This is a genomic window from Flavobacterium sp. (assembly GCF_027533505.1).
GTDB lineage: Bacteria > Bacteroidota > Bacteroidia > Flavobacteriales > Flavobacteriaceae > Flavobacterium.
Genome location: NZ_JAPZUB010000015.1, coordinates 19,780 through 32,463 on the forward strand (window position 1 = coordinate 19,780; position 12,684 = coordinate 32,463).

A 12,684-nucleotide genomic window follows, 5' to 3' on the forward strand; every position below is an offset into this window, starting at 1 on the left:
AGCCGTCCCCACGCGCGGGCTTTCCGTTGCTATCCGGGCTAGGGGAATTGCTTTTCATAATAATTCAATATCTTTAAAACCTAAACCAAAAAACAAACCTTATGCGTAGTCCTTCTACTCAAACCAATTGGGCGCAATTTGTGCCTCTTGCCAGTGTCTTCTTTTTTTGGGGATTCGTAGCGGCGAGTAACGATATTTTAATTCCTGTTTTCAAGAATGCATTTACTCTAGAAAATTGGCAGAGTCAGCTGGTGTCAGTTGCCTTCTACATTGCCTACACCGTAGGGTCAATCGTTTACCTCTTAATTTCGTATGTTACAGGAGGCGATGTCATCAACCGTATTGGATATAAAAATGCTTTAGCCTTGGGGTTAACCATTTCGGCTCTCGGTACTTTGTTGTTTTACCCTGCCGCCAATACAAAATCATTTCCCTTAATGCTCACCGGCTTGTTTGTAGTGGCGTTCGGCTTTTCATTACAACAAACCGTGGCCAATCCGTTGGCCATTGCGCTAGGACCATTACATACGGGTTCGCAACGGCTTACGTTGGCTGGAGGGATAAATAATTTAGGAACGACTATCGGACCCTTATTGGTGAGTTTTGCCATCTTTGGGGCACCCACCGCCAAAGAAGCAACTATGGATATTGAAAGTGTAAAAATTCCTTATTTGGTGTTGGGTGCTGCCTTTTTACTAGTAGCTTTATTGCTAAAGTTATCGAGTATTCCCGATCGCCCTGCGGCTGTGGTTGAGGAAGAAATTACAGTGCGTACCACACCGCGTAATTCGGCGTTGCATTACCCGCAATTGGTGCTTGGCATGATTGCTATTTTTGTGTATGTAGGGGTTGAAGTATCCACGGCGAGTAATTTGCCCGCTTATATGGAAAAGGATTTGGGATTTAAAACACAAGATATTGCCCCGTATATTTCATTGTATTGGGCAAGTTTAATGATTGGCCGTTGGACGGGCGCTGTAGAGGCATTTACCGAAAATATGGATCTGCGGCAAGTGTTGCGTTTTATCGCACCTTATTTGGCTTTTGGAGTCTTTTTAGGCGTCAACCGATTGATGAATCACGATTTGACACCTTTCTACATTTACGGTGCGGTGATTTTGGTATTAATTGTTGCCGACATCGCTAGTAAAGGAAATCCCGCGCGGATGTTGTTTATTTTCTCTATGCTTGGGATTACCGCTTTGGCCATTGGAATGGTTACCCACGGTATGGTTTCGGTATATGCTTTTACTTCGGTAGGATTGTTTTGCAGTACGTTGTGGCCCTGTATTTTTACCTTGGCGATTAGCGGTTTGGGCAAACATACCTCGCAAGGCAGTAGCTTTTTGATTATGATGATTATGGGCGGTGGCTTGGTGAGTTTGTTGCAAGGGTATTTGGCCGATGTAGTTTCCATTCACGCGAGTTATATCGTAGGTGTAGGGTGTTTTGCTTACTTAGCGTTCTATGCATGGCAAGTCACTCGTATTTTGAAAAAGCAGGGTATTGCCTTTGACACCTCGGTGAGCAGCGGCCATTAAAAGGTATTCATTGTTCATTATAAAACTCCGAAGGAACTGGGTTCTTTCGGAGTTTTGTCGTTTCTACATTAGCCCTGATAGAAGCTGGCTACCCCGCCGGACGAAGGGAGGCGTGTAGCGCGGATAGCAGGACTACGGTGGTGGCGCGCACGGGTTACTTGCTCCAATCAATGTTACGCGAAAAGAACATGACGGCCGCGAGGATGGCAAACAGGCCGATACTGCCTACCAGTAAGGCATAATCTTCGAGTTGGATAATCACAAAAAGGAAAGCGTAGATAAGCGATAAGGCGCCTCCGATGAGCATGGGGAATTTTCGGTTTTGGAGGATGGAATAGGCGTAGAGCGTTATCATGCTCACGATGGCGGTGCCTGCAATGGCGTAGGCTAGCGTGAAACTGCTGTGTTCGGTGATGGAGATGAGCAAGGCATAAAAGAGGACTAGGGCAATGCCAATCATGCTGTATTGAAAAATGTGGATGTTGATTTTGCTCATCGTTTGAATGAGGAAAAAGACCAAAAAGGTGAGACCGATGACCAGGAACCCGTATTTGGAGGCCCGTTCGTTTTGTTGGTATTCGTCGATGGGGGTGATCAGGTCGACTTTGTAGGCGTATTTGCTCAAGTCGGGTAAAGTGCCAAACTGCTGTTGGTTGAACGGACGGTTGAAGTAGAGTATGTTCCATTTCGCTTGGAATCCTTGAGGCGACACGGTTTGGGTTCCCGGTAAAAAATAGCCCGAAAAACTGGGGGAATGCCAATCACTATTTACGGTGGCTTGGGTTGTTTTGCCAACAGGAACAAAACTGAGGGCGTGACTTCCGTTGTACTTCAATTGCATTTTGAAGGTTTGTCCCGCGAGTATTGCTATGGGGAGCCGAGCGCTTTCGAGGGTTGCCACAGAATCGTTGGGTTTGTCACTTGCAGTGGGTTCGAAGGCGTATTTTTGACCGTTGATTCCTATTTTCACTTCACTATTGATACTGCTTACATTGGTGGTTCGGAATACGATTTGGCTTTCCTCCCAATAAATGTTTTCTTCGGCAATTTGTAGCGACTTAAAATCGGGGTTTGAAAACCGACCTTCAAAAGTGATCGTTGCCGAAAAGACATTGGCTTTGTAGATGCTGCGTTTGAGGGTACGTGCCATTTTTACATCGGTGGCGGTAGCGAGTTTGTCGGGAAAAAAGTAAGCCGTTTGCAGTTGTTTTGTAGTGTTGTCGTAATACGGTACTTTGAGTAGGGGACCGTAGCAAAAGACCTCGCCGCCCCATTTGGCAGTGGTTTCGGTAATGACTTCTTGTTTTCGTTGGCTTCGTTCGGCAATGAGGTCTTGCACAAAGAAAAGCGGGATGAGAAGAACAAGTGTAAGAAATCCAACCATCATCATTTTGGCGGTGTTGGATTGAAAGAAAGTTTTCATTTCGTGATCTTGGTGTTCCATAATTGACATGTTTTTATAATGAATTAATACTGATTTTTAGATAGACAAATGCGATGGGTATATTGGCCAATACGAGGAGTATTTTGATGCCATAATAGTCCCTGTGGTTGTGTAAGCGAACGCATTGGTAAAGCAGGTTGCCAAGCACGACTAGGTTGATTGCTATTGCCAAAAGCACATAGTAAAAGCCGGCCAAGAGCACATATTCATGCTTGGTGGTTAAAAAGGCGCACAGTAAAAAGGTTCCGAGTACAAAGGAGGCGATGGCAATTTGCGTGGAGCGCTGTCCGGTAGCGCTTTGGTATTGTTTTCGGGTCATCGGGTATGTGTTTGAATGAGAAAATAAAGTAAGAGGTAACAGCCCACTACGGGAATATTGAGGCATAAAATGCCCCCGTCTTTCAGACTTTGACTTCGGTTTTCGGGGGCGTATATCGCCTCATGAATCACGGCTATGAACGCCATGCCGTTGATAAGCACAGCAAAAAGCGTGAATAAAAATCCGAGAAAGACCACAAGGTCATGTCGGGTAATCACATAGCCATAGCAAAGAATGGTTTCACTACAAAAGGTAAGCAAAGCGATTTTTTGGTACAGGGTATAGGATTTCATGGTTGTATGTTAAATGTTTTTCGAAAGTCGGCAATGGGAAAGGGAAGGAGCGGGAGAAAGTTGAGGTCAAAAAACCGATGCGCTTGTTTTCCTTTGCGGTAGGTTTGGTAAAAATGTCCCCATTGAAAGGGATAAAACACCACACCTGTACCCATCACTACAAAAAGAAAGAGACTTCGTTTCCCATTGCCTAATAAATAAAACTGCATGGTGATTTCATCCAATACAGTTCCTCCTGTTTGGGTGAGTACATGATAGATATCGTGCTCTTCGAGGGTAGGTTGTATTTCAAAATTGTGTTGGCATAAAAAGCAGCCTAAGTGAAACCCCAAACTCTCTTCGGGCAATCGTAATAGTTCTTGAAGCGTGAGATTCCAAGCTTCTTTTCGTTTAAAAATCCATTGATAGGGCACTTTTACAGTGCGGTACATCCATTCAATAAATAACTCCCTCATAATAAAAGTACTTTGAAATTCAAAGTATAAGTATAAAAAAATAGGTTACGACTTTTGTATTAATTTTTCCAGGGCTTCAATATGGTTTTTGAAGGCTGTTTTACCGGCGGTTGTGGCCAAATAGCGTGTATTGGGTTTTTTACCGATGAATTGTTTTTCTACTTCTATGTAGGCTTCAGCTTCTAGGGCTTTGATATGCGAAGCTAGATTGCCGTCGGTAACGCCGAGCAGTTCTTTCAGCGTAGTGAAGTCCACACGGTCATTCACCATCAGCACCGACATGATGCCCAGTCGAATGCGATGGTCAAAGGCTTTGTTGATATTTTCGAGTAGGGATTTCACTGGTGCGGTAAAATTACAATTAATTTCGGTCGTATTTCACATACATCATGGCGCCATAGAGGACGTGGCAAACGCCAAATCCTAGGGTCCAAAAGATCAAATCAGAATCATTGAAATACGCCGCCATCAATCCCAAGATGATTTGCGTTACACCCAAATAACGCACATCCCGGAAGGTGTACTTTGACGCATTGACACAGCCCATGCCGTAGAATAAGAGCATCATTGGAGCAATCAATTCGTAGTAGCCTTTAAAGAGAAGAATAATGACCAAGAGTCCACCGGTTACTAATGGAATACTGAAATTAATCAGCAGTCGTCGCGACGATACATTCCAAAGTGTTTCCCCCATTTTTTTAGCTTTACGGGCACTCAGCACTATTCCCGTTCCCATCGAAGCCAATACAATTACCGCTGCCAATCCGATCAATTGTAACGACAATGTATCCATTGGGAAGCCGTTTTCTGAGCGCGATTGGGTGTAATCGACTACGTGATGGATATACAATAGGTAATGGGCAATGCCAGCACCGGCCAAAGCATACAATCCCGCCAATACGCCCGATAGGCCACTAAGCGATAAGGTTTGTGACGATTTGGACATCATTTCTTTGATATCCTTTAGGTCTTTTAAATATTCATTCGTCTCCATAAAAAGTACTTTGAGATACAAAGTAAATAAATATTTATTTTTTAGGCAAACTATTTTTCGATTATTTTTGAGAAAAATACAGTTCCCATGAAATGCAGGCTTTCACTTATCTTTTTACTCACTTTTCAATCGTTTTTTGCGCAAACGGATGCTCAAATGCTCGACCGAATTCACCGTTCGGTGCTAACGCAAGGGCAGTGTTATTCTTGGTTGGAGCATTTATCCAATACCATTGGCGCGCGTTTATCAGGTTCGGATGGGGCTGCCAAAGGAGTGGCATATACCAAAGCACAATTGGAGCTGTTGGGACTCGATCGCGTTTACTTGCAAGAGGTGATGGTGCCCAAATGGGAGCGCGGGGAGCAGGAAGTTGCCTATGTACAATTGGGAAAAAAGCGTTTAGACTTGTCGATTTGTGCCTTAGGGATGTCGGTAGCTACCCCCAACAACGGGTTAGAAGCTCAAGTTATTGAGGTTAAATCGCTTGACGAATTAAAAGCGTTGGGCGCTGAGAAAGTTCGCGGTAAACTCGTCTTTTTCAACCGTCCGATGGATCCTGAACATGTTGAAACCTTTCGTGCTTATGGTGGTTGTGTTGATCAACGCTCTTCAGGAGCTCGTGAAGCAGGTAAGTTGGGAGCCGTAGGTGTGTTGGTGCGTTCAATGAACTTACGTCTTGACGATCTTCCTCACACAGGTATGACCAATTATGGGGATACACCCGAGTCGCAACGCATACCGGCTGCGGCGGTGAGTACTTTGGATGCGAATGCATTAAGTGAAGCCTTGCAAACCCATCCCAATGCAAAAATTTATTTTCGTCAAACCTGTCGCTATTTAGGGGAGGTGCTTTCACATAATGTAGTTGGAGAGATAAGAGGGACAATCTATCCCGATAAAATTATTTTGGTCGGTGGTCATTTGGACTCGTGGGATTTAGGCGATGGTTCGCATGATGATGGTGCTGGCTGTGTGCAAAGTATGGAAGTATTAGCACTGTTCAAACGTCTTGGGTACCGTCCGAAACACACTATCCGTGCGGTTTTATTTATGAATGAAGAAAATGGAGTGAAAGGGGGATTGCAATACGAAGCCGAATCTAAACGGTTGGGTGAGCAACATATATTTGCCTTGGAGAGTGATGCGGGAGGATTTGCACCACGAGGGTTTTCGTTTGAAATTGATGCCACCAATATGGAGCAAGTACAACAATGGAAACCGTTGTTTGAACCGTATCTTCTGCATTTATTTCGTCAAGGGCATTCGGGCGTTGATATCGGTCCCCTTCAGTCCCCCAAAATAGTTAAAGCGGGATTGCAACCGGATTCCCAACGCTATTTTGACCACCATCATGCGGCCAATGATTCTTTCGATGCCGTGAACAAACGGGAGTTGGAGTTAGGAGCCGCTGCTATGGCTTCTTTAGTGTATTTGTTTGATCAATACGGCATTCGCTAATGCAACCCGCTCATGATTATGTACTAAGGCAACGCGAACCTTTCCGGGCGGTTTTGATGCATTGTATGGCGACCATTGAGGCAATTATTCCCGCTGTAGAATTGCGTTATCGCTATGCCATTCCTTTTTACTATTATCAGGATAAACCTTTTTGTTACTTGAATGTAAAGCAAAAGAAAGGCTATGTAGATGTCGGATTTTATAGGGGTTTTCAACTGAAAACACATCAAGAGATGTTGGTAGGTGCCAATCGTACTATGGTTAAATCGCTTCAATTTACAACGCTAGACACTTTTGATCAAAGGGTGTTGGAAGCAGTACTTTTAGAAGCCAAGGCACTGTATGAATAAGGCATGAAACTTGGGGGAGATTCATTTTGTCCTATAAAGTGTTTATAGGATTTTATGGTGTGCAACATTCTTTTATTTCTGTACCTGTATAATTTAAGATTTAAACGTTGATCTAGTAATCAAGTTTCTGTCGAAACGCGATTGAATAAAAAAAGGAGATTCAGTACGAATCTCCTTTTTAGTTTGAGGGTGTAAATAGAATTATTTTACTTCACGATTTACATATACCCATCCTGTTTTGGTTGCCACACCATCACGCTCAATTACGTAATAGTAGGTTCCATCAGGAAGTTCATTATCATTGTCCGACTGACCACTCCATTGGTTGGTATAGTTGGAACGAGAATATACTTTTGTACCATAACGGTTGTAAATACTCAATTGTTTTACATTTAATCCAGTTAAGTCAAAGTTATCATTCAAACCATCGCCATTAGGTGAGATACCTCTTGGGATTGCACAAGTTACTTCATTTGCGGTAAACGATTGTGTCGCTGTACAACTAGAGGATCCATTGCCTACGGTAACAGTAACCGTGTAGGTTCCAGAAGCCGTCACATTCAAGGTAGATGCTGTACCCACAGTTGCTCCTGATGCATTTGTCCATGTATAGGTAGCACTTCCAAAATTGGTAGAAACAACTTCCAAAACATAAACACTGCCTTCACAACCTCCTTCAATAGTGAAGGATGGAGCAGGAGTAATAGTGATGTCAAAACTTTCTTGGTCTGTACAACTTCCATTTTGTGCGAAAACATAAAGCGTAGTACTTGCATTAACTACAGCCCCTGTATTCAACTGTGTACCTGTTCCATTTGGACCTGTAAAGTAGTTTCCAGCGGTTAGAGCAGGAAGCGTATACGAGTCACAAGCAAACACATCGTTGATAGGCAATACATCGGGAGTTGCCACTACAGTAACTGTAATTGAAGCTGTGGTAGCACATTGTCCTGCATCGGGTGTAAAGTTAGATGTAAATGTACCTGCAGTGGATGTAGCTATTGTTGCCGGATTCCAAGTACCGCTCACCCCATTCGTGGATTGTGTTGGTAGCGAAATTGAAGCGCTACCTGAACACACTGGTGCAATAGCGGCAAATGTTGGTACTGTTGGAGCTGTAATAGTAACTGTCAACGTTGTACTTACAGCACACTGACCAGCATTGGGTGTAAAAGTTAATGTTTGTGAACCTACAACCGAGGTGTCAATTGCAGCGGACCATGTTCCAGAAATTCCGTTATCGGAAGTAGTTGGTAACGCTGGTGCAGCACTATTTTGACACAAAGCTGCAATGGCAGTAAATGTGGGAACAATCGAAGGTGCAGTAATCGTAACTTGGAGTGACGTCGGAACGGCACATTGCGCTGCATTGGGGGTGAAGGTGTAGGTAAATGTACCCACAACACTTGTATCAATTGTAGCTGGATTCCAGGTTCCTGTAATACCATTGGCATCAGTAGACGGAAGAGTTCCCGGTGTTACCCCTTGACAAATCGGTGCTATTGGTTCAAAAGAAGGAACAACAGATGGTGCATTGATCACAACATCTAAAGTAGTACCTGTAGCACATTGACCTTGATTTGGTGTAAATGTGTACGTAAATGTACCTACAACACTGGTATCAATCGTTGTTGGATTCCAAGTTCCCGTAATTCCATTCGCATCAGCAGCTTGAAGAGTACCAGGTGTTAACCCTTGACAAATCGGTGCTATAGGTTCAAATGAAGGAACAATCGAAGGCGCATTGATCACTACATCCAAAGTAGTGCTCGTAGCACATTGCCCTAGATTAGGAGTAAATGTGTAGGTAAATGTACCCACTACAGTCGTACTGATAGTTGCAGGGTTCCAAGTACCGGTAATTCCATTTAAGGAAGTAGTTGGTAACGCTGGTGCAGCTAAATCTTGACAAATCGCTGGGATTGGGTCAAAAGAAGGTGTTGTAGCTGGAGGCGTAATCGTTACCTGTATTGTTACAGGCGTAGCACAGTTACCCGCTGAAGGTGTAAACACATAGTCAAATGTGCCTGCAATAGCCGTATCTATAGTCGCTGGATTCCAAGTTCCCGCCACATTGTTGGTTGATGTGGTTGGTAAAGTAGGCCCTGTTTGTCCTTGACATGCGGTAATCGGATCAAAAGTGGGCGTAATCGGTGTAGAAATTAAAATAGAGACCGTTACTGGATTTCCACATTGACCTGCATTCGGGGTAAACACATAGTTGGTGTTGCCTAACGTAGAAGTGTCAATGGTTGCGGGGTTCCACGTTCCTTCAATATTGTTTAATGAAGTCGTAGGTAGCACTGGTGCTGTAGCGCCTTGACATATACTATTAATAGGGGCAAAGGTAGGATCAATAGGCTGTGTTATCGTAATTGTAAAACTACGTTCGCTGGTACAGTTTGGTGTTGTACCTGAGGCTGCATATACATACATGGTTTGCGAGGCCGAAATAACATCACCTGCGTTATAAGTGGTTCCTGTTCCTCCTGGTTCTGAGAAATAATTTCCTACTGTAAGTGGAGGCAACGTATAATTGCCACACTGCGTAACATTTGCAATAAAAGGTATTACTGGAGTGGGGTGAATAGTAACAGTTGTTGTTGTTGTAAATGGATCACATCCACCCGATGCCGGAATAGTGTATGAAACAGTATACGTACCCGGTGTGCTTGCCCCGGGAATAATATTACCATTGATTGCATTAATATTCAAACCAGATGGGGTTGCCGAGAAATTTCCTCCTGGTGTTCCTGTGATTGTAGCCACAACGGGGTCAAAAGTTGAATTACAATAGGCAGGTGCAGGATACGCAATTGTAGCATCGGCTGGCGCTGTAATGATAACCGTTCTTGATGTAGTAATAAAAGGAATTGTATTACAAGTACCTCCAATAATTGTAGCAGTCGTAGCAGTTACCACATAGGCTCCAGGCGCACTAGCTGACAAATCGATTGTCCCAGTTACCGAATCAATTACTAATCCAGCTGGAGTAGCAGTATAGGTTCCTGCAGTAGCACTAGGAGCTAAAACTGGTGTTGGATCCGCATCGTTTTGACAATAGAAAGTTGAATCGTAATTAAAAATATTGATTGGGAAACAAGCTGTTGTACCCCCATTGGTATTAGTTTGTGTAAACGTCACAGTACCTGGCTGATTGGAGAAGTTAGTAATCATAATTACATAGACCTCACACAATTGAGCATTTGGAATACACATAATCTCTTGAGGTGCTGCCGAATAACTACATGCGTGTAAGTTACCGTTACAACCTTGAGCTGGCGTTAGTGCTGGTAATTGTCCTGCTAAAGGATTCGCAGGAACTCCAATACAAGCCGAACTTAAATCAGTAAAGGGTCCCCAAGCCACATAATCCACGTCGCGGCCTACACCATTATTATCAACTTGAGTAATTAAATAGCTCAAAGGTCCTGCTTGGTTTACTTGTAAGAAGAAGAAGGCAGGGTTAGGAGAGGTAAATAAACATCCAATTTGCCCTAAACTTGGTATATTCGTTGAGTTGGCATAGGTGATGGTTTGCCCCGTACAGAATGCTGGTGCTTCAGTACAAGGTAATGTACCAATACACAAGTCAAACGTTACATATTGAGGGTTGGCAGATGCCGAATAAATACGAATATAATAGGTAGTTCCTGGCACTAAATCATCGGCACTATTACAGTTTAATTGCGTTAAGTTACCACAGTTATCTCCTGTGAAAATAGCGTAATCCAAATCAGTACCTGCTGGAAGTACGTTGTTAAAAGATACAATGTGAGTAGGTGCAGTCGCTGTAAAGGTATACCATACATCATCGTTGGCTACCCCTGGAGGACAGTTCACTGCTGGAGCGGAGGCCGTAGCACCAATCAACGTACCAGGCGTTGTTTGTACACAGTTTAAGTTTTGATTAACTACAGCAAAAGAGGCAGCGCTACATTCATCATTTACAGGTAAGGTACCAAATGTAAAGGGTTGTGACCATGTACTGGTTTCCCCTTGTGCATTACAAATCGAACGGACATAAAACGTATACGCTGTTCCCGCTGGTAAGTTGGTAAGGGTGTAAGGATTACTAGTTGTTAAAATACCAATAGATGTGCCTGACGGAGGTAAGCCCCCTAGCGGAACAATGAAAACCTCCCATTGAGTAGCGGTACCTTGTTCAGTCCAAGCCAATTGAACAGAGTTCTGCGTTGCTTGTTGAATATTCAAACTCACAGGTCTTGGACAAGCAGGTGCTTGTTCGCATGTGACATTTGCAATCCATCCAGGATTATTTACAGAACCATCACTGCGGAAACGGAACGTTAAACACCCCCCAACCGTAGATGCTGTGAAGGGGCCTGGTAAGTTGGCACCTGTTAAGTTACCCCAGAATGAACCGGGTAAACCGCCAGGTACATTGCCAGCACCATTACCACTTGCAATTTGAGGTGCGTTGATATCTGCCCCGTCAAATACATACAATCCGTCCCAAGTAGCCTCAGTATTAAATTCAATAAAGGTTACTGTAACTACTTGGTTTGATCCTGTAGGAGGACAAATCGTAACGGTGTTATCTGTTCCATTAGCATAATTAGCATTGGCTCCTCCTGGATCGGTAAATATTCCGCCACATTGTGGTGGTGCAATTTGTGTGGTTATAGTTCTTGGACCAACCCAGTTACTTAAATCACCAGGACCACAAACCGCCTGAACATATAAATCATAACAGGTGTCCGGAGTCAATCCTGTAAACACATGGGGGTTGGTGGTGGTTACGGTAAATCCTGTAGTAGTAGCAGTTGGAACGGGAGATCCACAAGGAAGTGCAATGACATTCCAAGTTGTTGCGGTATTTGGATTTGTCCATGCTAAAGTAGCACTGTTAAATGTCACAGCTGATGTAACAAGCGTGTTAGGATTAGGACAAGTTGGCGGTGGACCACAGAATACATTCGCTGTCCATCCCGCTAAATTGATGATACCGTCACTAATGAATTGGAAAGTTAAACATCCATCAACAGAAGTAGAGGTAAATGTTGGTAAATTCCCTCCTATTAGTGTACCCCAAAAAGCACCGGGAGTTGTTAAATCACCAAAACCAGGACCATTTGTACTGGCAATTTGAGGCGATCCCACAGTAGATCCATTAAATACATACAATCCATCCCAATTGGCTTCAGTGGCAAAACTGGTAAAGGTTACGGTGACAACATCCCCTGTATTTACAGGACAAACGGTTACGATTGTATTAGCATCATTCGGATAATTTCCATTTCCTCCTTCATCAGCAAATATACCACCACATACTGGCGGAGCTACTTGCGTAGTAATCGATGCAGGACCGGCCCAGTTGCTCAATTCTGATGCTGAGCAAACGGCACGAACATACACGTCATAACAAGTCAATCCCGATAATCCGGTCAATTGGAAAGGACGGGTGTTGGCTACGGTAAATCCTGTAGTTGTTGCATTGGGTGCAGGCGAACCACAAGGTACTGCGATAATATGCCACTCGGTTTCAGTGCCTCCAGCGGTCCAGTTGAATGTAGCTGAGGTTCCTAAAACGATGGTTGGTGCTAATGAGAAAGGCGCAGGACAAGCGGGAGGTGCTGCACAGGTAACATTGGCTACCCATCCTGCAGCTGTGGTTGTACCATTACTACGGAAACGGAAGGTCAAACAGCCATCAGGGCTAGATGATGTTACCGTACCCGGACTGGTGGTTCCCCAAAACGCTCCTGCCAATCCACCAGGTACTGCTCCAGCAGGGTTTGGACTAGCAATTTGAGGTGCTGATGTTGAGTTTCCATTGAATACATACAAACCGTCGTTGGTTGCCTCT

At 43.9% G+C, this 12,684-nt stretch carries 10 protein-coding genes; 3 read left to right on the forward strand and 7 right to left on the reverse strand.

Annotated elements, in window-relative coordinates; translation table 11 throughout:
• Positions 1–101: 101 nt before the first annotated feature.
• On the forward strand, positions 102–1,541 hold the full coding sequence (locus O9316_RS04220; RefSeq protein ID WP_298204994.1) for an MFS transporter: 1,440 nt from the start codon (positions 102–104) through the stop codon (positions 1,539–1,541).
• 154 nt (positions 1,542–1,695) lie between these two features.
• On the opposite strand, the gene creD is transcribed toward O9316_RS04220, so the two are convergent.
• The 6 genes from creD to O9316_RS04250 are packed head-to-tail and all read right to left on the reverse strand — an operon-like array spanning position 1,696 to position 5,046.
• Positions 1,696–2,985 (reverse strand): cell envelope integrity protein CreD, encoded by a 1,290-nt coding sequence (gene creD, locus O9316_RS04225; protein WP_298204993.1) that lies wholly within the window; start codon positions 2,983–2,985, stop codon positions 1,696–1,698.
• A 13-nt stretch (positions 2,986–2,998) separates the two neighbouring features.
• Positions 2,999–3,304, reverse strand: a complete 306-nt coding sequence (locus tag O9316_RS04230; RefSeq protein ID WP_298204992.1) for a hypothetical protein — start codon at positions 3,302–3,304, stop codon at positions 2,999–3,001.
• Positions 3,301–3,597 carry a hypothetical protein gene (locus O9316_RS04235; protein WP_298204991.1) on the reverse strand — a complete coding sequence of 99 codons (297 nt, stop codon included), beginning with the start codon at positions 3,595–3,597 and terminating at the stop codon, positions 3,301–3,303. The genes O9316_RS04230 and O9316_RS04235 overlap by 4 nt, the downstream gene beginning before the upstream one ends.
• Complete coding sequence (locus O9316_RS04240; RefSeq protein ID WP_298204990.1) at positions 3,594–4,052, reverse strand: hypothetical protein; 459 nt, start codon at positions 4,050–4,052, stop codon at positions 3,594–3,596. Before O9316_RS04240 ends, O9316_RS04235 begins: the two co-directional genes overlap by 4 nt.
• Before the next feature lie 45 nt (positions 4,053–4,097).
• A complete protein-coding gene (locus O9316_RS04245) occupies positions 4,098–4,394 on the reverse strand; it encodes a transcriptional regulator (protein ID WP_297515419.1) in 297 nt (98 codons plus the stop codon).
• 19 nt (positions 4,395–4,413) lie between these two features.
• Positions 4,414–5,046 (reverse strand): hypothetical protein, encoded by a 633-nt coding sequence (locus tag O9316_RS04250; RefSeq protein ID WP_298204989.1) that lies wholly within the window; start codon positions 5,044–5,046, stop codon positions 4,414–4,416.
• Positions 5,047–5,133: 87 nt separating this feature from the next.
• On the opposite strand from O9316_RS04250, the gene O9316_RS04255 reads away from it, so the two are divergent.
• Together O9316_RS04255 and O9316_RS04260 are read left to right on the forward strand one after the other, a co-directional pair.
• On the forward strand, positions 5,134–6,504 hold the full coding sequence (locus O9316_RS04255) for a M28 family peptidase (protein ID WP_298204988.1): 1,371 nt from the start codon (positions 5,134–5,136) through the stop codon (positions 6,502–6,504).
• Positions 6,504–6,854, forward strand: a complete 351-nt coding sequence (locus O9316_RS04260) for a DUF1801 domain-containing protein (RefSeq protein ID WP_298204987.1) — start codon at positions 6,504–6,506, stop codon at positions 6,852–6,854. The genes O9316_RS04255 and O9316_RS04260 overlap by 1 nt, the downstream gene beginning before the upstream one ends.
• Before the next feature lie 201 nt (positions 6,855–7,055).
• On the opposite strand, the gene O9316_RS04265 is transcribed toward O9316_RS04260, so the two are convergent.
• Positions 7,056–12,665: a gliding motility-associated C-terminal domain-containing protein gene (locus O9316_RS04265; protein ID WP_298347018.1), complete on the reverse strand. Its 5,610-nt coding sequence runs from the start codon at positions 12,663–12,665 to the stop codon at positions 7,056–7,058.
• Positions 12,666–12,684: the final 19 nt, after the last annotated feature.